This is a genomic window from Amycolatopsis sp. NPDC004169 (assembly GCF_040610315.1).
GTDB lineage: Bacteria > Actinomycetota > Actinomycetes > Mycobacteriales > Pseudonocardiaceae > Amycolatopsis.
The window spans coordinates 59,584-79,432 of record NZ_JBEXMD010000023.1 but is presented as its reverse complement, the minus strand read 5'-3'; the positions used below and the strand labels follow the sequence as shown (position 1 = coordinate 79,432).

General features: G+C 72.4%; 20 protein-coding genes and 1 tRNA gene. 10 read left to right on the top strand and 11 right to left on the bottom strand.

The window, feature by feature from the left end; all coding sequences use genetic code 11:
- Positions 1-13: 13 nt before the first annotated feature.
- A complete protein-coding gene (locus tag ABZX11_RS28270; protein WP_354918354.1) occupies positions 14-283 on the bottom strand; it encodes a hypothetical protein in 270 nt (89 codons plus the stop codon).
- A 187-nt stretch (positions 284-470) separates the two neighbouring features.
- Here ABZX11_RS28270 and ABZX11_RS28265 point away from each other — a divergent pair.
- Positions 471-544, top strand: a tRNA-Ile gene (locus tag ABZX11_RS28265).
- 101 nt (positions 545-645) lie between these two features.
- Here the strand turns inward: ABZX11_RS28265 and ABZX11_RS28260 are convergent.
- A complete protein-coding gene (locus tag ABZX11_RS28260) occupies positions 646-1,530 on the bottom strand; it encodes a LysR family transcriptional regulator (protein ID WP_354918350.1) in 885 nt (294 codons plus the stop codon).
- 53 nt (positions 1,531-1,583) lie between these two features.
- Between ABZX11_RS28260 and ABZX11_RS28255 the strand changes: the two genes are divergently transcribed.
- Positions 1,584-2,459, top strand: coding sequence for an LLM class F420-dependent oxidoreductase (locus ABZX11_RS28255; protein ID WP_354918347.1), 876 nt, complete (start codon positions 1,584-1,586; stop codon positions 2,457-2,459).
- A gap of 73 nt (positions 2,460-2,532) precedes the next feature.
- A complete protein-coding gene (locus ABZX11_RS28250) occupies positions 2,533-2,979 on the top strand; it encodes a hypothetical protein (protein WP_176171635.1) in 447 nt (148 codons plus the stop codon).
- A 13-nt stretch (positions 2,980-2,992) separates the two neighbouring features.
- Here the strand turns inward: ABZX11_RS28250 and ABZX11_RS28245 are convergent, their stop codons facing one another.
- The 4 genes from ABZX11_RS28245 to ABZX11_RS28230 form a co-directional block, all read right to left on the bottom strand.
- Positions 2,993-4,912: a multicopper oxidase domain-containing protein gene (locus ABZX11_RS28245; RefSeq protein WP_354918343.1), complete on the bottom strand. Its 1,920-nt coding sequence runs from the start codon at positions 4,910-4,912 to the stop codon at positions 2,993-2,995.
- Between the two features lie 6 nt (positions 4,913-4,918).
- A complete protein-coding gene (locus ABZX11_RS28240) occupies positions 4,919-6,118 on the bottom strand; it encodes a cytochrome P450 (RefSeq protein ID WP_354918340.1) in 1,200 nt (399 codons plus the stop codon).
- 311 nt (positions 6,119-6,429) lie between these two features.
- Entirely contained in the window at positions 6,430-7,317 is an 888-nt protein-coding gene (locus ABZX11_RS28235) for an NAD(P)H-binding protein (RefSeq protein ID WP_354918337.1), read from the bottom strand.
- 229 nt (positions 7,318-7,546) lie between these two features.
- On the bottom strand, positions 7,547-8,518 hold the full coding sequence (locus ABZX11_RS28230) for a hypothetical protein (protein ID WP_354918334.1): 972 nt from the start codon (positions 8,516-8,518) through the stop codon (positions 7,547-7,549).
- 187 nt (positions 8,519-8,705) lie between these two features.
- Here ABZX11_RS28230 and ABZX11_RS28225 point away from each other — a divergent pair, with 187 nt between their 5' ends.
- Complete coding sequence (locus ABZX11_RS28225) at positions 8,706-9,662, top strand: hypothetical protein (protein ID WP_354918331.1); 957 nt, start codon at positions 8,706-8,708, stop codon at positions 9,660-9,662.
- Positions 9,663-9,834: 172 nt separating this feature from the next.
- On the opposite strand, the gene ABZX11_RS28220 is transcribed toward ABZX11_RS28225, so the two are convergent.
- Together ABZX11_RS28220 and ABZX11_RS28215 are read right to left on the bottom strand one after the other, a co-directional pair.
- Positions 9,835-10,002, bottom strand: a complete 168-nt coding sequence (locus ABZX11_RS28220; protein ID WP_176171639.1) for a hypothetical protein — start codon at positions 10,000-10,002, stop codon at positions 9,835-9,837.
- 50 nt (positions 10,003-10,052) lie between these two features.
- Positions 10,053-10,568 carry a hypothetical protein gene (locus tag ABZX11_RS28215; protein WP_354918327.1) on the bottom strand — a complete coding sequence of 172 codons (516 nt, stop codon included), beginning with the start codon at positions 10,566-10,568 and terminating at the stop codon, positions 10,053-10,055.
- Positions 10,569-10,771: 203 nt separating this feature from the next.
- Between ABZX11_RS28215 and ABZX11_RS28210 the strand changes: the two genes are divergently transcribed.
- Complete coding sequence (locus ABZX11_RS28210) at positions 10,772-11,053, top strand: isoamylase (RefSeq protein ID WP_354918324.1); 282 nt, start codon at positions 10,772-10,774, stop codon at positions 11,051-11,053.
- 4 nt (positions 11,054-11,057) lie between these two features.
- Here ABZX11_RS28210 and ABZX11_RS28205 read toward each other — a convergent pair whose 3' ends face one another.
- Positions 11,058-11,753 (bottom strand): LysR substrate-binding domain-containing protein, encoded by a 696-nt coding sequence (locus ABZX11_RS28205; protein ID WP_354918321.1) that lies wholly within the window; start codon positions 11,751-11,753, stop codon positions 11,058-11,060.
- A 42-nt stretch (positions 11,754-11,795) separates the two neighbouring features.
- Between ABZX11_RS28205 and ABZX11_RS28200 the strand changes: the two genes are divergently transcribed.
- The 4 genes from ABZX11_RS28200 (at position 11,796) to ABZX11_RS28185 (ending at position 14,722) form a co-directional block, all read left to right on the top strand.
- Positions 11,796-12,167 (top strand): DUF5997 family protein, encoded by a 372-nt coding sequence (locus ABZX11_RS28200; RefSeq protein WP_176171643.1) that lies wholly within the window; start codon positions 11,796-11,798, stop codon positions 12,165-12,167.
- Positions 12,164-13,363: an aminotransferase class V-fold PLP-dependent enzyme gene (locus ABZX11_RS28195; protein WP_176177820.1), complete on the top strand. Its 1,200-nt coding sequence runs from the start codon at positions 12,164-12,166 to the stop codon at positions 13,361-13,363. Before ABZX11_RS28200 ends, ABZX11_RS28195 begins: the two co-directional genes overlap by 4 nt.
- A gap of 77 nt (positions 13,364-13,440) precedes the next feature.
- Positions 13,441-13,878: a MarR family transcriptional regulator gene (locus tag ABZX11_RS28190; RefSeq protein ID WP_176171644.1), complete on the top strand. Its 438-nt coding sequence runs from the start codon at positions 13,441-13,443 to the stop codon at positions 13,876-13,878.
- A gap of 13 nt (positions 13,879-13,891) precedes the next feature.
- Complete coding sequence (locus tag ABZX11_RS28185; protein WP_354918316.1) at positions 13,892-14,722, top strand: haloalkane dehalogenase; 831 nt, start codon at positions 13,892-13,894, stop codon at positions 14,720-14,722.
- Positions 14,723-14,863: 141 nt separating this feature from the next.
- Here ABZX11_RS28185 and ABZX11_RS28180 read toward each other — a convergent pair whose 3' ends face one another.
- Entirely contained in the window at positions 14,864-15,490 is a 627-nt protein-coding gene (locus ABZX11_RS28180; protein WP_176171646.1) for a TetR family transcriptional regulator, read from the bottom strand.
- Between the two features lies 1 nt (position 15,491).
- Positions 15,492-16,910 carry a fatty acid desaturase gene (locus tag ABZX11_RS28175; protein ID WP_354918312.1) on the bottom strand — a complete coding sequence of 473 codons (1,419 nt, stop codon included), beginning with the start codon at positions 16,908-16,910 and terminating at the stop codon, positions 15,492-15,494.
- A gap of 510 nt (positions 16,911-17,420) precedes the next feature.
- Between ABZX11_RS28175 and ABZX11_RS28170 the strand changes: the two genes are divergently transcribed.
- The gene (locus ABZX11_RS28170; RefSeq protein ID WP_176171648.1) at positions 17,421-19,823 is read left to right on the top strand and encodes an ATP-binding protein; all 2,403 of its coding nucleotides are present in this window, start codon (positions 17,421-17,423) and stop codon (positions 19,821-19,823) included.
- Positions 19,824-19,849 lie beyond the last annotated feature (26 nt).

The window sequence follows — 19,849 nt, the reverse complement described above, 5'->3', positions numbered from 1 at the left end:
CCGGGATTTTCCGTCATCGCGGGCGGGGCGAAGGCTTCTTTCCCAGCTCTTCCGCGAAAATCGTCTCGACGCGTGAACTCGCGCGCCGCAAAGCGCGGACCGCGGTGCGGATCAGGTAGCCGGAAACGAACGTGAACAGCAGTGTCAAGCCGATCAGCCCGGGATTCGCCACGATGACCTCCCGGTACTCGTGTGCGAGGTACCCCAGCCCGGCCCCCGCGGCGAATGCGTCCAGCAGCGCCAGCCGGGTGGCCAGGGAACGGGACGAGGTGGCAGTGCCCATTGTCTTACTCCCGCCGTTCCGGTCAGCGGTGGCGCCCTTGCAACCTAGACGAGCGTGCGCCGCTCGGCGGTCAGTTCAACCTGTTTGGCCTACCGGATCTGCCCGGATGGCCGCTGTGATAACTTGAAGCGAACTGAGTGTTCTGTGCACATGCAAACCTCGGGCCGCTTGCGCACGCCCGAGTGAGGGGGCGGTAGCTCAGTTGGTTAGAGCAGGGGACTCATAATCCCTTGGCCGCGGGTTCGAGCCCCGCCCGCCCCACGAGGCGGCTCCGGCTACCCGGTGCTGACGCACCTTCGCCGGTGCCCGCACTCTCCATCCGGAGGACAACCCCCGGCGCGACGCCGTTCGCCGTCGAAACCTCACCCGGCGCAGAGGCAGCGCTCGCACGCCTCGACGAAGACCCGCACCGCCCGGCGTCCGTCCTCCGCCCGCCAGACGACGGCGAGTTCGCTCGGCGGCAACCCCGTGACCCGGCGGTACACGATGTCGTCGCGCTGGTAGATCTGCGCGTTGCCCTCGGAAACCAGCACCGCACCCAGCCCGGCACCCACCGCCTCCAGCGACTCTTCGGCCGTCTCCGCCTCGGCGACCACCCGCGCCGGCACCTCGCGCCGGTCGTTGCCCAGCCAGAACTCGCGCAGCGGCCCGGCCGCCCGCGGCAGCGCGATGAACGCCTCCTCCGCCAGCTCGCCCAACGGCACCGCTTCCCGCGCGGCCAGCCGGTGCCCGGCCGGCAGCGCCACCCAGCGGTCCTCGGTGGCGACGACCTTCCGCGCGAACCCGGGCGGCACCGGCAGCCAGGCGACGGCCACGTCCACCTCACCGCCGCCGAGCCCGGCCGTCGGATCGCTCCAGGCGACCTGTTTGAACAACAGCTTCCACTCCGGCAGCGCCGTCGCCATCTTCGCCGTGACGTTCGGGATGAGCCCGCGGCCGATCCTGGTGTGGAACCCGACCGTCAGGGTCGCCCGCTGCGCCGCGGCCACCTCGGCGAGCGCGTGCTGCGCGGTCTCCCACTGCCGGATGATCCGCTGCGCCTCCGGCAGCAGCGCCGCCCCCGCCGCGGTCAGGGTCACCGTGCGGTGGTCACGCTCGAACAGCGCGACCCGCAGCGACGTCTCCAGGCGGCGGATCTGCTTGCTCAGCGACGGCTGCGCGATGAACAGCCGCCCCGCGGCCCTGGTGAAGCTCAGCTCCTCCGCCACCGCGACGAAGTACCGCAGGTCCCGGACGTGGACATCCATAGCCACAGGCTATAGCGCCCGATCTTGGACGCCGGGGGCCGCGCGGCCCGACGATGACCGTGATCATCGACGGCGGCGAAGGGCAGAAGGACATGGAACTGGGCGTGTCGGGACTGAACGCCAAGGCGACGCTGGCACCGGCCGAGACGGTCCGGCTGGCGCGGCTGGCCGAGGACCTCGGCTACCGGTCGTGGTGGGCGGGCGAGCACGTGGTGCTGCCGAGCCCGCGGGTGCCGGCGGCGCCGATGGAACCGACCGACCCGATCCTCGACCCGCTGGTGCACCTGGCCTACGTCGCGGCCGTCACCGAGCGGCTGGACCTCGGCACCGGCGTGGTGATCCTGCCGCAGCGCAACCCGCTGGTCCTCGCCAAGCAGGCGGCGAGCCTCGACGTGCTCAGCGGCGGCCGCCTGCTGCTCGGCGTCGGCGCCGGCTACCTCGAGCCCGAGCTGCGCGCACTCGGGGTGCCGATGGCCGGGCGCGGACGGCGCACCGACGAGTACCTCGACGCGATGACCGCGCTGTGGACCGATCCGGCGCCCGCGTACCAGGGGGAATACGTCGAGTTCCGCAACGTCGACGCCCACCCGCGCCCGGCGGGTGTCCGCATCGTGGTCGGCGGCCACAGCCCGGCCGCGTTCCGCCGCGCGGTGTCCCGCGGCCACGGCTGGTTCGGCAACGGCGGGCTCGCCGACCTGCCCCGCCACCTGGCCGGGCTGCGCCGGGCCGCCGAGGAGGTGGACCGCCCGGCCCGGTTGGGCCAGCTGGAGATCAGCTACCTGCCGCTCGACCCGGTGGAGGTGGGCGCGCGCGCCGCCGAGCAGTACGCCGCACTGGGCGTGGACCGGCTCGTGGTCTACCCGCTGCCGCTGGAGGATCCCGCGGAGGTCGCCCGGTTCCTGGAACGGCACGCCGCGCTGGCGCGGTGACCCGGCGCCGTACGATCACGGCGAGGGTGCGGCCAGGCCGGGATTCCGGCACCGGCGTGCGGGAGGGAGCAGGATGTTCGGGTGGAAGAAGAAGCTGAACGCTCTGAACGATCTGGCGGGGCAGCTCAGGCCCGACCTGAGTCCGGAGTCGCTCGGTGTCGGGCCCGCCTTCCCGGGCGTCGCCGCGAACCCGCTCCTGAGCAGTGACGCCCGGAAGCGCACCGCGGAACTGCGTACGGGGGCGCTGGCGCTCGGCGTGCTCGTCGACTGGCGGGAAGTGAACAGCAATCCGCGCGTGGTCCTGATGTTCGACGTGGAGACCGCCGAAGGCGTCGCGTTCCGCGGCATCGCGGACGAAGACCTCACGATCACGGAGCTCACCCGGCTCGCTCCGGGACAGACGCTGCCCGTGCGCTACCGGCCGGCCGTCATGGACCACTACGTCGCGCTCGCCCGGGACGCGGACCCCGCCCGTGTTCGGCAGCTCTCCGAGGAGATCGCGAGCCGCAGGCGAAGCTGAGCCGACGGCCGGCCTAGTGCCCGCCGTGGCCGGGCATGCCCGGGTGGTGCCCCGTGCTCCCCGCGTGCCGGTGGAACCGGCTGACCTCCGGCGGGTGCACCACGAACGGGCGCATCATGCCCTCGTCCTCGTGGTCGAGGATGTGGCAGTGGTACATGAACTCGCCGGTCGCGTCCTCGAAGCGGCCGGCGACGCGGATCCACTCCCCCGCCCAGGTGGTGAACGTGTCCTTCCAGCCTTCCTCGTGCTTCTCGATCGCCGCGCCGGCTGCTGGGGCGGGCAGAGGCCGGGTCGTGCCGCCCGCCGCGAGGTCGAACGCCGTCAGGTCGGCGAACTTGTTCCTGGTCAGCAGCTGGAACCGGGCCATGTGGATGTGCATCGGGTGCGGTGCCCCGCCGAGCTGGAGCAGGTTCCACACCACCCAGCGGCCGCGGTCGATGAAGATCGTCGTCGTGTCGTCGAACAGGCTGGCCACCCTGCGGAACGTCCGCACCTGTCCCGTCGCCGGGTCGGTGAGCTGGAGGACACCCTCCTCCGGGAAGCGGGCGGGCAGCTCGGCCGGGTCGGTGATCTCCTTCAGCTCCCACATCTCCGGGTGCGGCCGGCCCGCCACCCCCGGCGGGGTCGACACGACGAACACCTCGTCGTGGTCCTCCGGAACCCGCTCCAGGCGCGCGTACGACGGCGACAGCCGCGCCGGCAGGCGGAACGGTTCGGGGCGACGGCGGCTCTCGACGCGGAACTGCATGATGTCCGGCTCGATCGACGCCCCGGTGTTGACCAGCCGCAGCCGCTGCCCCGGGAACCGGCTGAAGTCGATCAGCAGGTCGGCGCGCTCGGCCGGGGCCAGGGTCAGGCCGCCGGCCGGTACCGCCGCCGGGGCAGGCAGCAGGCCCGCGTCCGTGCCGGCGATCCGCACCGCGTCGTTGTGCACGGTGCCCGCCTCGTCGACCAGGTCGAGGCGGAAGAACCGGCCGTTGGCCGTGTTGAGCACCCGGAAGCGGTACCAGCGCGCGTCCACGTCCAGGTGCGGCCAGATGCCGCCGTTGACGAGCGTGAACGGGCCGGTGACCGGCGCCGTCGTGCCGGACGCGGGCAGGTACTGGAACTTGAACAGCACCCGGCCGGTGAGCGCGCCGGTCGCCGGGTCGGTGTCGAGGTTGCGGTCGGCCAGCACCAGCGGGATCTCGTGGTCGCCGCCGGGCAGGCGCAGCCGGTCCTCCTCCTCGTCGCGGATCAGGTACAGCCCCGCGAGTCCGGAGTGGACGGTGAAGCGCGTCACGGCCATCGCGTGGTCGTGGTACCAGAGCGCGGTGGCCGCCTGGCGGTTCGGGTACTCGGTGAGCTGCGTGTGCCCCGGTGAGATCCCGTTGTGCGCCCAGCCGTCGTTGCCGGCGTTCGTCAGCGCGCCGTGCAGGTGCACGACGTTCCACGGCGGCAGCTCGGCGACGCCTTCGACCAGCTCCACCCCGGCGGGCAGGCTGCCGTCGGCGGCGCGGTAGCCGGGCCGGTTCGCCGGCGTCGGCACCTCGTACGGCGCCCGCACCGCCACCAGCGGGACCGTGCCCGTCAGCTCGTTGGCCCACGCCACCCGCAGCCGCCGGCCGCCGCGCACCTCGATGGTCGGGCCCGGGAAGTGGCCGTCGTAGGTCCACAGCGTGGTTTCCGGCAGCTGCGAGTGCAGCCGCGCCCGCGCGGTGGTCATCGTGACGGTGAGCTCGCCCCCGTACTGCCGCGAATGCGCCTGGAGCACCGGCGGGATCCGCAGCGGGTCGAGGAACTTGGTGAGCCCGAAGGTCGGCGCCGCCGGCGCACCGGTCGCCGCCGACGCCGTCCGCGGGGCACTCGGACCGAGCAGCACCCCCGCCGCGACGCCCGCGGAACCGAGCGCCGCGGCGGTGAGGAAGGTACGCCGGTCGACGGAGTCGTCCACTTTTCCCTACCAGGTAACCGGAAGCTCGGTGAGCACCTGGAACCCCGCGGTGGGGTTGAACGGGATCTCCTCCGCGGGCACCGCCAGCCGCAGGCCGGGCAGGCGTTCGAGCAGCGTGCCGATGGCGATCTCCATGGTGACGCGCGCGAGGTTCTGCCCGAGGCACTGGTGGGCACCGAAGCCGAACGACACGTGGTCCCGGGCGGTGCTCCGGTGCCAGCCGAGGGCGTCCGGCTCCTCGTGGACGTTCTCGTCGCGGTTGATCAGCGACGTGATGAAGAAGACGCCGTCGCCCTTGCGGATGGTGGTGCCCTCGACCTCGATGTCGTCGATGGCCAGCCGGGACACCCCGTCCGGGATGGACAGCACCCGTAGCAGCTCGTCCACGGCGGTGGGCAGCAGCGACGGGTCGGCGCGCAGCTCGGCGAGCCGCTCGGGGTTCTGCAGCAGGACGAACGTGCTGAGCGAGATCATCGTGCCGGTGGTGCCGTGGCCGCCGGCCACCTGCAGCACGAGCGTCGACACCAGTTCTTCGTCCGCCTCGCCCTTGGTGCGCTCGGAGAGGAGGTCGTCGAGGACACTGTCGCCGGGGTTGCGCCGTTTCTCGGCGATCAGCTCGGTCATGTAGGCCATCAGCTCGTCGTAGGCCGAGTTGGCGTCCGGGCCGCCCGCGAGCTGCTGCGACGTCTTCTCGAAGTACTCGTGGTCGCTGTCCGGGATGCCCATCAGCCGGTAGAGGATGGTCACCGGCACCGGCCCGGCGAACACCGGGATCAGGTCCGCGGGCGGACCGGCCGCGAGCAGCTCGGCCAGCTGCCGGTCGACGATCGCCTGGATCTGCGGGCGCAGCGCGTTGACCCGCCGGGTCGTGAAGCTGGGGATGAGCAGCTTGCGCCGGGCGTTGTGCACCGCGCCGTCGACCCCGACCAGCGCGGTGACGATCTTCATCACCTTCTGCTGGACGTCGCTGACGGTGGCGGCGATGCTCGCGAACATCATCGGCCACGCGGGATTGGTGCGGTCACTGGAGATCCGCGGGTCGATCAGCAGGCGGCGGGCGACGTCCCGGCCGGTGATCGCCCAGACGCGCCGCCCGTCGTAGAGCGCGACCTGGGCGAGCGGCTTCTGGTCGGCCAGCGGGAGGTAGGCCGGGGCCGGCTGGTAGGGGCACGTGCGGTCCTGCGGGAACACAACGGTTTCGGTCATGCGGGGACCCTCCGGGGCACGGGGAATACCGACGACCCGCACGGCACGAAGAGCATGATCGGTGCGGCTCGGATTCGGAACGTTAGTGAAGCGGCGACCGGCCGCGCATCCCCTCACTTGGTATTCCTCGCGCGGCCCGGCGGCCGGGACCGGCGGCGTCCGCGCAGCGAAAACCCCGCCGCCACAGGGTCACTTCCAGCGGAAACCGCTCTCTGGAGTCCTTAGTGGACACTCGGAGAACGGCGCGGACCCGGACGACCGGGTCCGCGCGCGGAATTGCCGTGCGGGCGACGGGGTGGTAGTGGGGTGCGCTAGTTCGTGAAGTCCGCCTTGTGGTCCTCGGCCCACTCGGCGAAGGTGCGCGCCGGCTTGCCCAGGACCTTCTCCACCGTCCGGTCGATCTCCTCGGGCCCGTCGAGCGCTTCCTCGTAGTACCGGATCCGCGTCTCGATGATGCTCGACGCGTCCTCGCGGCCGACCGTCCCCTCCTCGACCAGTTCCTCGAACCGACCACCGATCCGGGCCCGGAAGTCGGCGCGGGCGGCGTCGCCGGTGAGGTCGACGTACGGCAGTTCACGGCCGATCGCGCGGCCGATCAGGGCGAGCTGCTCGGCTTGGGTGATGCTTTCGCCGCCGGTGATGTGGTATTTCGCGCTCGCGTGGCCGTCCTGGAGCATCGCCGTCGTGCTCACCTCGGCGATGTCGCGTTCGTGGATCGAGGACAGGTACGAGTGCGCGTAGAGGATCGGCACCGGCTCGCCTCGCTTGACGAACTCGGCCCACTGCAACGAGTTCACCGCGAACGCCCCCGGCCGCACGAACGTCCACGCCAGGCCGGACCGCTCGATCGCCGCCTCTTCGGCCAGGTGCCACCGCGCGATCCAGTGGTCCGGGTCGCGCCCGGCGGCGGCCAGCGACGACAGCAGGACGACGTGCCGGACACCGGCGGCCTTCGCGACCTCCAGCACCCCTTCGACGCCGGACGGCTGGGTGTACAGGAAGAGCTTTTCCACGCCCTGCAGGGCTTGCCGGAACGTCTCCGGCTCGGCGAGGTCCGCCCGGCGGACGTCGACCGCGGCCGGCAGGTCGAGTGCGTCCGGGTTGCGCGAGGTCGCGCGGACGTCGGCGCCCGCCCGCAGCAACAGGTCTACGACGTTGCGGCCGACGTTTCCGGTCGCGCCGGTCACCAGGATCGTCATGAATTCCCCAGTCAGCTAGGCTGAATACAGGCTCGGCGTCCATTGTGGACACCTTTCGCGCTCCGCCCCCGGTGAGCAAGTATCGGCCAGCCACCCGATGTCGTCAACCGATCCCGGCTGCCGCGCAGGTCAGCGCAGGCGATCGTGGGTCACCGCCGTGTTCCCGGTTCGCGGGCTCGTCCGCGTGCGCCTCGGTGGCCGCAGGTGTTCACCCCGGAAAATATTCACGTCATGGAATATCTTGGCCGGGCAGCCAGCGCAGCCCGTAGGCGTACCCCAGCTGCGGCCCGGCGAACTCCTGCGCCACCTCGCAGGCGCCGTCGAGCGGCAGCGGCTCGCCCGGCTGGGGCGGGTCGGCGAGCACCGAGGGCGGCACGCGGTCCAGCCGCCACACCACGCGCGGCGGCCGCCGCGGGTCGAACCGGACGCGGACCTCGAACGACTCGCACGTCACCAGCGGCACGAACACGTACGACGGCCGGATCGGCTGGCCGTCCCGGATGCGGTAGACCAGCGAGTACGTGTGGGTGTCGCCGCGGTCGAGAGCGCGCGGCAGGTCGAGCAGCCAGCGGAAGTGGCGCTGTCCGTCGCGGGTGCCCGCGCTGATCCGCACGCCGTGCCGGGCGTCCACGGCGACGTCGCGTTCGCCGTCGTGGCCGTCCTCGGTGCGCGGCACGGTGAACTGCGCGGCGATCCGGTCGAGGGCGTCGCGGGTGGCGACGATCAGCCGTTCCTCGGTCACCTCCGGTTCGCCGGTGTCGAGCCGGACGAGCACGTTGAGCCGCTTGACGAACCAGCCCTCGTCCGGGTTCGGCAGCCCGTTGCCCGGCCGCACGCCAGCCTCGATCTCCGCGGCGAGCCGGGCGAACGACCGGTCGACGCGGCGCCGGGCCGTGCGTTCGGAGACGCGCAGCCGATCCGCGAGGACGCCGATCCGGTCGCTCAGCAGCGCGTGCTGCGCGCCCGGGGCGATGCCCAGCGCGATGTTCACCGCCAGCCGGTCGTCGGCCGGGAATTCCGCGATCGCGGCGGAAATCGCCGCCCGCAGGACGCGGCGCGCGTCACGATCGCTCGTCGTCCGGTGGATGGCGCACCAGCCGGAAACGAGCGGCCCGAGCCGGCTGCGCAACCGGTCGGCTTCCAATCCCCAGCCGCGCCGCAGGGTGGTGAGTTCCCGGAGCAGCCCATCGTCCTGTGCCATGGGTTTTTCATTGTGACACGCGCACTTCACTGCGCTCGGCGGAACCGGGTGCGCCGATCAGGTGATTCCGCGGTGGCCAGCCATTGGCCAGTTCCGCGCGATTTCGGCCAGTGCGCGGCCTTTTCCGCTTCGCCGGCTGCCCGACGATTTTCCCCGTCGAGTTTCCGTCGGCATTCGGGGAGGAAGGGTGCTCGACACTACCGGCCCGGCCGACGTCGCCGGCGTCCGGCGGCTGGCCCGCGACGGCCTGCTCGCCGGCTCCGCGGCGGCGGCGCGGCCCCGCGCCCTCGCCCGGTTGCGCGGCGGGGTCTACACGGTGGCGTGGCCGCTGGTCTTCACGCGGATCACCAAGCCGCTGGAGCACCGGCGCCGCCACGCGGACTGCGCCCGCGGGCTCGAGTGGCTGCGGCCCGACTGCCTCGACCGCTTCCACGACGACGTCGAGGCGGTGGTGGACCACACGCTGCGGCGCGCGACGGGCCCGATCGGCAACCTCGAGGGCTGGCTGGCGACCCGCCTCACCCCGGCGACGGTCGACGCGCACCGGCGCCGCCGCGGGGAGATCGGCGCACTGCAGCGCCCCCGCCTGCCGGCCTGGCTGTCCGGCGCCCTCGACGGGGACGGGTGGTTGTGCGACCTGGCGGTGCAGCTCCTGGTCTGGGTGGGCGTCCCGGCCACGGCGGGAGCCGAGCTGTGGCCCCTGGACGGCTGGGCGGCGCGGCGCACCGAGCTGACGGGCGAGCCGCCACCCACCCGCGACACGCTCGACCGCGAGGTCGAGCGTGTCCTGGCGGCGATGCGCACCCGCCCGGCCTGGTACGCCGAGCACGTCGAGCGCCCGCTGGGGCACAAGCAGGCCCCGGTCGCCCCGATGCCGGCGGAGCTGCCCGCCCTGGAGCTGGTGGCGTCGCACGAGCGCGCGGACGCCCGGTTGGCGGGTCTGGCCGAGCAGGCGCTGCGGGCGATCGAGCTGCGGCTGAACCGCGGGGAGGCGGCCGCGGCGGCGGTGGCCTCGGTGGTCCGGACGGTGTTCGGCGAGGCACCGTCGAGTTCGGTCGACGCGGACTGGCTGACGACGGCGCTGGCGGATCGCGGCCGGCTGGACGAGATCGTGGCGGCGGCGCTGGCGATCCTGCACCGCTGAACCGCGGCCTGCTCCCGGCTCGGCGGAGGACAAGCGGCAGCCGCGACGGCTTTTCACCACCGGCGAACTCGGGCTGCGGCCGCAGCGGTGCCGGCGATCCCCCACCGCCCAACCCCGGCTCGACCGAGGAGAAGCAGTGCGCGCGACCTTCGACCGCCTCCGCAGCGCCCGGTCAGCCGTCCTCGATCGAGCGGCGGCGGGCCTCGAAGACCGCCGTCAACACCTCGGGCGGGCAGCCCGCCGCCCGCGCCCGGCGGCCCGCGGCCGTCAGCTCGGCCAGCAGGAGCGCGCGGACCGCCGCGCGGGTCGGCTCCGGGAGTCTCGAACACGGGTCGGTCACCCTCGGCCTCCTCTCGACCGGCACCAGCCTTCCCCTGACGGACACGCCCGTCACCGCCACCACGGCGGCGGGGGCACCGGGAGCCGCAGCGGGCAGCCCGAATGCGCGCCCGTCCAGCAGTCCGCGAGCCAGCGGGTCAGCGCCACCGGCCCGAGGAGGCTGTCCTCCCATACGGGGGTCAGCTCGCCCGCCCGGCGCAGCATCGATTCCGCCGTGCGGCAGAAGCGGACCACCCGCGCGATCGCTCCGTCGGCCCGTTCGGCGGGCCAGGCGACGGCGGCGCCCGGGAGCCGGGCCGGGATGGCCAGGCCGGTGCCGATGGTGCAGTTCCGCGCCAGCTGCAGGGCGAGATCGAACTCGACCGCTTCGGCGTGACGCTGTCTCGCCCGCCATCGGGGCGAAGCGGCCGCGGCGTACAGCCCGGCCAGACGGGCGGCGGCGAGCCCGTCCCACACCGTCAGGAGCACCGCTCGCGTGTCGGCCGGAGGGGCGTCGGCGAGCTCGTGGGTGACGGCGCTGAGCCAGGCACACGGGTCCTTGACTTGACGATCAGCGACGACGGTCACGGCAGTCAGTTTCCCACCGGTATCCGCCGACAACCCCGAGATGATCATCGTTCACCCGAGGACCACCCGGTCGGTGGCGACCCGTTGAGCGGCGCCGTAACCCGATCGGGCACTGGGCGTGACCAAATCGTCACAGCTGTGCGATCATGTGCGCGCTCAGTGCCGAGCACCCGTTGAACCGTTCCCCGCGAAAGGCCCCACCAGTGATCAAGATCAGCAAGAGCCGGGCCGGCACCCAGCGCGTCACCTTCAGCCTCCCGATCGGCGCGCCGGCCGGCCGGGTGAGCGTCGTGGGCTCGTTCAACGACTGGACCCCCGGCAGGCACCACCTGACCCCGCGGTCCAACGGCCGCCGTTCGGCGTCGGTCGACGTCGCGCCGGGCACCGTCCTGCAGTTCCGCTACCTCGGCGAGAACGGCCACTGGTTCGACGACCCCGACCTGGCCGACCGCGCGGACGGCAACTGCGTCTGCACGACGTCGTAGCGGCTCAGCCCCGCCGTCGCCGCTTGCCGGGGCCGCCGCCGCGCCGCGCCGGTTTCGCCGCCGCCGCGGGCTTGCGTTCCGGGCGCTTGCGCTCCGACGGCGCCTGCTGCCGCCCGCGGGTGCTGTTCACCGTCCGGCCGCGGACGATCCCGATGAACTGCTCCATCAGGTCCGTCGTCTCCTCCTCCAGCCACGACAGCGCGACGCTCGACTGCGGCGCGTCCCCGACCGGCCGGTAGGTCAGGTCACGGCGGTGGTGCAGCCGGGCGAGCGACTGCGGGACGACGAGCACCCCGACCCCGGCCGCGACCAGCTCGACCGCGTCCGCCGTCGTCTCCGGCCGCGAAACCGCCGGGCGGCCGGGCGGCTCCGGCCACTCCAGCGTGTCGTCCAGCGGGTGCAGCACGACCTCGTCCGCCAGGTCCACGGTGGACACTTCGTCCGCCGCCGCGATCAGGTGGTCCTTGGGCACCACGACGACCGTCGTCTCGGTGTAGAGCGGGATCGCGTGCAGGCCGTCCCGGTCGATCGGCGAGCGCAGCAACGCGGCGTCGGCCTCCCGGGTGCGCAGCAGCCCGGTGGCGTCGGCGGCGGCGACCGGGACGAGGGCCAGCGGCACCTCCGGCACCCGCTCGCCCCAGGTCCGCACCCACTTGGCGGGCGTCGCTCCCGGGACGTACGCGAGCTTGAAAGTGGTCACCGGGTCAGGTTACCGGGAGTGACGCTGGCTACCCTGGACGGCATGACGTCGCACAAGACCACCCAGACGATGAAGCCGGCGACGGCGGCGAAGAAGCTGGGTGTGTACCTCGAAGCCACCCCCGCGGAGTTCCGCGAGGGCGTCGTGACGCGCGACGAGCTGAACGCCCTGCAGGCCGACCCGCCGGAGTGGCTGCGCGAACTGCGCCGCACCGGCCCGCACCCGCGGCCGGTGGTCGCGGCGAAGCTGGGCGTTTCCATCGGCGGCCTCACCCGCGGCGGCATCACCGAGCCGCTGACCACCGAGCAGATCGAGGCGCTGAAGGAGGAGAGCCCCGAGTGGCTGGTCCGGGAGCGCGCGACCCAGGCGGAGGTGCGGAAGGAAACCGTACGGGTCAAGGAAAAGAACCGCTGAGCGCCACCGACCTGTCCCCGGAAGCCGCGGACCGCCTCGACGCCGCGGACGAGCTCGCCGCCTTCCGCGAGCGGTTCGTCCCGATCACCGATCCCGGCGTCGTCGCCTACCTCGACGGCAACTCGCTCGGCCGTCCGCTGCGCGCCACCGCCGAACGGCTGCAGGAGCTCGTCGCGCACGAGTGGGGTGCCCGGCTGATCCGGTCCTGGGACGAGCGCTGGCTGACCCTGCCCGAAGAGATCGGGGACGAGCTCGGCCGCGTCGCCCTCGGGGCCGCGCCGGGGCAGACCATCGTCGCCGACTCGACGTCCGTGTGCCTCTACAAGGCGCTCCGGGCCGCCGTCGCGCTGCGGCCGGGCCGCGACGAGATCGTCACCGACACCGCGAACTTCCCCACCGACCGGTTCCTGGTCGAGAGCGTCGCCGCCGAGCTCGGCCTCACCGTGCGGTGGGCCGGGAGCGACGACGTCGCCGCGGCCGTCGGGCCGCGGACCGCGGTGGTCACCCTGTCCCATGTGGACTACCGGACGGCGGCGATCACGGACCTGGCCGCCGTCACGCGGCTGGTGCACGAGCGCGGCGGGCTCGTCGTCTGGGACCTCTGCCACAGCGTCGGCTCGATCCCCGTCGCGCTGGACGCCGCCGAAGCCGACTTCGCCGTCGGCTGCACGTACAAGTTCCTCAACGCCGGGCCCGGCGCGCCCGCGTTCCTCTACGTCAACGCCCGCCACCACGAGACCTTCGGCCAGCCCATCACCGGCTGGATGGGCGCCGCGGACACCTTCGGGATGGCCGCGGAGTACGTTCCCGCGCCGGGCATCCGGCGGGCGCTCTCCGGCACGCCGCCGGTGCTCGGCATGGTGGGTGTCCGTGAAGGGGTGGCGCTGCTGGCGGAAGCGGGCCTCGACCGGGTGCGCGCCAAGGCCGTGGCACTGGGCCGCTGGGTGATCGCGCTGGCCGACGCGTGGCTCGTCCCGCTCGGGTTCACGGTCGCCTCCCCGCGCGAAGACGACCGCCGGGGCGGCCACGTCACCCTCCGCCACCCGGACGCCGAACGGCTTTCGCGCGTCCTGATCGAGCACGGCGTGCTCATCGACTTCCGCCGCCCCGACGGCATCCGCATCGGGCTGAGCCCGCTCACCACCGGCTTCGCCGAGGTCCGGCGGGCCGTGGAGCGCATCCGCGAGCTCGCCTGACGGGCACCGATCCGAGCCGAACCCTCGTCGGCCGACGATAGTAGCCATGTACTTAGTAGCCATGTACAGTATCTGGCATGAGCACCCCCGGTCACCTCGTCTGGCGGCTCTCCACGAAGTGGCGGGTCGCCGTCGACCGCGCCCTGGCCCCCGCCGGGCTCACGCACGCGCAGTACGTCTTCCTGTCTTCGCTCTTCGGGCTGGAGCGCGCCGGCGCGAGCCCGAGCCAGCGTGAACTGGCCGACCACACCGGCCTGGAAGCGCTCTACGTCTCCAAGCTCGCCCGCACGCTCGACGCCGACGGGCTCGTCGAACGCACCCGCGACCCGGCCGACACCCGGACCGTCCGGCTGCGCCTGACCGCCCGCGGGCGCGAGGTGACCGAGCCGGCGATCGCCACCGTGGCCGAGCTGCTCGACCGGCTCCTCGCCCCGCTCGGCGGCCGGCACGGCGACCGCACCGCGGCGCTGGTCCGGGAACTCGGCGTCCTCCTCGACACCCCACTGGATTCCTGAAAGGACAGACCCGATGCTGCACCACGAAGAAACCGGCACCGGTACCCCGATCGTGTTCCTGCACGGCAATCCCAGCTCGTCGCACAGCTGGCGCAACGTCCTCCCGCACGTCGGCGGCGGACAGCTGCTCGCCCCCGACCTGATCGGCATGGGCCGCTCGCCGAAGCCGGACATCGCCTACACCTTCGCCGACCACGCCCACCACCTGGACGCCTGGTTCGACGCGCTCGGCCTGGACGACGTCGTCCTCGTCGGGCACGACTGGGGCGGCGCGCTCGCCTTCGACTTCGCCGCCCGCCACCCCGGCCGCGTCCGCGGGCTCGCCTTCTTCGAAACCATCGTGAAGCCGATGGCCTGGGAGGACTTGACGCCACAGGCAGCCGAGCGCTCGCGGAAGATCCGCACGCCCGGCGCCGGCGAGGACATGGTGCTGGCGCAGGACCTGTTCATCCGCCAGGCGTTCACCGGCGGCGTCCGCACCCCGGTGGCGGCCGAGGACCTGGCCGCCTACCTCGCCCCGTTCCCGACGCCGGAGAGCCGCCGCCCGGTGCTGGCGTGGGCACGCCAGCTGCCACTGGGCGGCGACCCGGCCGAGCTGATCGAGCGCATCGAGGCCTACGACGAGTGGCTGGCCAGCAGCGCGAGCACGCCGAAGCTGCTGATGACGTTCGAAGGCTCACCGACGCTGCTCATCGGCGAGAAGATGGCGCAGTGGTGCGCCGCGCACATCGCCGCGCTCGACGTGGTCGCCTGTGGGGAAGCGGGGCACCACGCGCAGGAGGACCGCCCGAAGGAGATCGCGGCGGAGATCGCCTCCTGGCTGGACCGGCACGGGCTGCGCTGAGGCTCGTGCGCTGAAGGGGCTCCCGCCTACGTGTGCCGCCGCGGCGGACCTGTCCGCCTCCGACCACCGCGGCAGGCATCGAGTCCCTTGCCTGGGAAGGGCTTGGCCGATCGCGGGTGAGGCACCCCGCCAGATCGGCGCCTACGTGTGCCGCAGCGGGGGGTTCGCCGTCACGCCGAGGACGCGGGCGACGACCCACGCCAGGGCGTCCGCCGTCCGGGCCGGGGTGTCCGACGGCTGCATCACGTGGCTGAGCACCGCGCGGACGACCAGGTCGATCACCACCTCGACCTGGTCCTCGGCCAGCGGAAGCCGGTACGCCGCCACCCGGGCGGCCAGCACCGCCTTCGCCCGGGCGAGCAGCGCACTCGCGTCGGTCGTCAGCAGCGGCAGCAGCTCCGGCGCCGTGCCGTGGGTGGCGGAGGCGATCGCGCGCAGCAGCGTGTTGTCGTCGGCCAGCTCGAGGACCGCGCGGACCGCGTCGTAGATCGCCTCGACCAGGTCGTCCGGGTGGCGGTCGAACGCGGCGCCGACCGCCGAGAGGAACCGGTCGAGCTCGTGCGCCACCATCGCGTCGGCGAGCGCGGGCTTGGACCCGATCTCGTTGTACACCGTCTGACGGCTGACCCCGGCCAGCTCGGCCAGCCGCGCCATCGTGACGGCCGGCCAGCCGGACCGCGCCGTCAGCTCGATCGCCGCGGCGATGATCGGCTGCCGGTGCTGACCACCTTCCGCCGGCACCGGAACCGCCCTGCTCATGATCGGCATTCTAGGTCGTGCCCGCCGCGGCCGGGCCCACCCGCCCCGGCGCGACGAAGTCGATCTTCTCGCGCACGCCGCAGTCCGGGCAGCACCACGAGTCCGGGATCGCCGCCCACGGCGTGCCGGCCGGGAAGCCCTCCCGCGGGTCGCCGCGCCGCTCGTCGTAGACGTAGCCGCAGCCGGGGCACATGCCGCCTTCGGTGGCGTCGCCGCGGGTGTCGGCGAGCTCCGGCGCGGCCGCCGTGACGCGGGTTCCGTAGCGGGCCAGCACTTGCGCGCGCTTGCCGGGCTGGATGTTGGCGCGCGAGATGTCACCGTCGTAGTGGGCGAGCACCCGCGGGTCCATCACCCGGCGCCACAGCGGCGGGACGAGCGCGAGCAGGATCATCCCGGCGTACCCGGTGGGCAGCACCGGCGACTCGGCGAAGTCGCGCAGCGTCTGGTAGCGCCGCGTCGGGTTGGCGTGGTGGTCGCTGTGCCGCTGCAGGTGGTAGAGCAGGACGTTGGTGGCGATGTTGTTGGAGTTCCAGCTGTGACTGGGATCGACCCGCTCGTACCGGCGCCGCCCGGGCGCGCCGACCCGCTGCCGCAGCATGCCGTAGTGCTCCATGTAGTTCACCACCTCCAGCAGTGAAAAGCCGACCACGGCCTGGATCACCAGGTAGGGCAGGATGCCGGCGCCGAGCCAGGCGACCATCGCCGCCCACAGCACCGCGGACATCAGCCAGGCGTTGACGACGTCGTTGCCGAGCCGGTACGGGTGGCGGTTGCGCCGGGCGTAGCGCTTGCGCTCCAGCCGCCACGCGGACTTCAGCGAGCCGGCCACCGTCCGCGGCCAGAAGCGGTAGAAGCTTTCCCCGACGCGGCTGCTCGCCGGGTCCTCCGGGGTGGCGACGCGGACGTGGTGGCCGCGGTTGTGCTCGATGTAGAAGTGCCCGTACCAGCTCTGGGCCAGCGCGATCTTCGACAGCCAGCGCTCGTGGCTTTCCTTCTTGTGGCCCAGTTCGTGCGCGGTGTTGATGCCGATCCCGCCGACGCGCCCGATGGAGACGGCGAGCCCGATCTTGTCCACGACGGTGAGCTCGCCCCGCGCGATCAGCCAGAACGCCGCCGCGAAGCCGAGGTACTGGACGGGCAGGAAGGCGAAGGTGATCCAGCGGTAGTAGCGGTCGTTCTCCAGCCGCGCGATGACGTCATCGGGCGGGTTGCTGCGGTCCAGCCCGGCGACCAGGTCGACGAGCGGCACGATCACGAGGATCACGACCGGCCCGATCCAGAACCAGCCACCCCACCCGGTGGCGGCGTGCAGCCCGATGGCGAGGAACGCCAGTGAGGGCACGACCAGGCCGATCAGCCAGAGGTACCGCTTGCGATCGCGCCACCGTTCGGTGGAGCCGGCGGGCACGGTCCCGGTCGCTTCGCTCATCACACCCTCCTTGGCGGTTGAGTTGACAAGACGGTAACCGACGTCCAGCCTGATTGACAATACTTTGCCGTATGTAAAGCGACGCAGCGTGGCACCCGGTGGCGCACATCCGGCCGCGGCGAGCACTTCCAGGCACCCTCCGTTCCCCTTTTTCCTCCGCCGCGAAGCACTGCACGCGCCGAACCGGCGGAATTCACTTTCACCCGTTCAGCGCAGCGATCAGCATCCCCGAATAGCCGACAACGCCAGTACCTGAGGAAATGCCGGTGATCGTCTCCGAACGCTGAGTAAACACCGTTCGCCGGAGGGCGGACGAGTGTCCGCAAGCCGGGTCGCACCGAACAGGGGTCAGGGGTTCGTGGTAAAAAACGGACCCTGATCGATTCCGCGGCAACACGGAGGGTGAGGCGAAGACGGGTGACGGCGGCCGCTGTGTCCCATCGTCGTGTCCGCTTCCTCGTCCGGGTCCCCTTTCCTCGCCGACCGTCACTCAGGAGTTCGTGAACCGCCGTGCTGAACAAAGACCCCAGGGACGAGTCGGACAAGCCGTACGACAAGTCGATCCGCAAAAGGCTGACCAGGACCGTTCTCATTCCCAGCGTGACGTTGCTGGTGCTGTGGATCGCGGTCTCGTCCTACTTCCTCTTCAACGGTGTTTACGTCCGGCTGGTCGCGGCTTCCGTCCGTGAGGTCTCGATCCCGGCGGCCACCGCGCTGGCCGAGTTCCAGAAGGAACGCCAGTCTGCCCTGCAGTACCTCGACGACCCGGCGCTCGGCCCGGCCCGCCTCCAGCAGCAGCAGCGGGCCACCGACGAAAAGCTTGCCGCGCTGAAGGACGCCTTCGCCGCGACGATCTCGAACGCGCCGGACGAGATCGCGTCCAAGGTGAACGCGCTGAAGGCCCAGTTCGACCAGCTGCCCGTGCTGCGCTCGCAGATCAGCTTCCGCAGCATCGACCGCGCCCAGGTCAACTCCTACTACAACGGCGTGATGGACACCGCGTCCAACCTCTTCGACACCCAGGCGCGGATCGTCCCCGACGCCGAGGCCGCAACCGGCGGCATCACGGCGACGTCGGTGTTCCGCGCCGGCGACATGATGTCGCGCGAGACGTCGCTGGTCTCCACCGCCTTCTCCGCCGGGACCTTCGCGCCCGACGACTTCGCCCAGTTCGCGCAGCTGTCCGGGCTCTACCGGACGCAGCTGGCCCAGATCGAGCCGTTCCTCGACCCCGGCGTCCGCCAGAAGTACCAGGCGCTGGCCACCAGCACGGCCTGGCGCCAGCTGGCGACGGCCGAAGAAGCGCTCGTCAAGCGCGGTCCGTGGTCGACGGGCGAGCAGAACTCCGTGCCGGTGTCCGAAACGGACTGGCAGAACGCCACGACCCAGGTCGCCCAGAGCCTCAACGACCTCGCGATCACCCAGGCGGACAAGGTTTCCGCCGCCGCGATCGACGCCGGTGACGCCCAGCTGCGCAACGTCATCATCGGCAGCATCGTCGCCCTGCTCGCGTCGCTGGCGGCGATCATCGTCGCCGTCCGGGTGTCGCGCTCGCTCGTCGACCGCGCGCTGATGACGCGCCTCGCGCGGCTGCGCAACGACTCGCTCGACCTCGCGCGCAACCGCCTGCCGGACATCGTGGAGCGGCTCAAGAGCGGCGAACCCGTCGACCTGCAGCAGGAACTCCCCCGGCTCGACCACGGCCGCGACGAGATCGGGCAGGTGGCCGAGGCGTTCAACGTCGCCCAGCTGACCGCCGTCAACGCCGCGGCGAGCGAGGCCAAGGCCCGCAGCGGTGTGCACAACGTGTTCCTCGGCATCGCGCACCGCAACCAGGTCCTCGTCCACCAGCAGCTGCAGATCCTCGACGAGATGGAAGCGCGCGAGGACGACTCGACGCAGCTGGCGGCACTGTTCCAGCTCGACCACCTCGCCGCCCGCGCCCGCCGCACCACCGAGAACCTGATCATCCTCGGCGGCAAGCAGCCGGGCCGCCGCTGGCGCAAGCCGGTGCCGCTGATGGAGGTCCTGCGCGCGGCCGTCTCGGAAACCGAGCAGTACGCCCGGGTCCAGGTCGAGCAGGTGCCCGACGTCGCGATCGTCGGCGCCGCGGTGGCCGACACGATCCACCTGGTCGCCGAGCTGGTCGACAACGCGACGTCGTTCTCGCCGCCCGGCTCGCCGGTCGAGGTGACCAGCCGGATGGTCGCGCGCGGGGTCGTCGTCGACGTGTCTGACCAGGGGCTCGGCATGAAGGACGGCGTCCGCGAGTGGGCGAACGGGATGATGGCCGAGGCCCCCGAGTTCGACGCGATGGCGCTGCGCGCCGACTCCAGCCTCGGCCTGTTCGTGGTCGCGCGGCTGGCCGACCGGCTCGGCATCACCGTCACCTTCGACCCGTCCCGCTACGGCGGCCTGCGCGCCACCGTCCTCATTCCCACCCAGCACCTGGCCGGCGAGGACGCCGACCGGGCCGACGGCCCCGAGTCCAGCCCGGCCGAGACCACCGCGGTCCTCGCCCCGGTGGGCGCCCCGGCGCCGCAGGCGGCAGAAAGCTCGCTCCGCACGATGGACACGCCCTCCTCGTTCAGCGGTCAGATCCCGATGAAGCGAGACACCAAGCCGAGGCCGTACCCGGCACGCGCCCTCACCCCGCCCGACGCCCTCCCGTCGGTGCCGTCGGCGGAACCGGAACCGGTGACCGCGAGCCCGGCGGCGGAGCTCAAGCCGACCGACGACCGGCCCCGGCTGCCCCGGCGGGAGCCGCAGCAGAACCTCGTCGCCCAGCTCGAGAACGAACCCGATGACAGCGCCGACGACGTCGTGGCCCCGGGTGAAGGCACCGCGCGCACGCTCGCGGCGTTCCACAAGGGCACCCGCCGCGGCCGCGGCGGACCGGACGACAACTCGTAGTTCCCCGGCCCCACACACACGGAAAG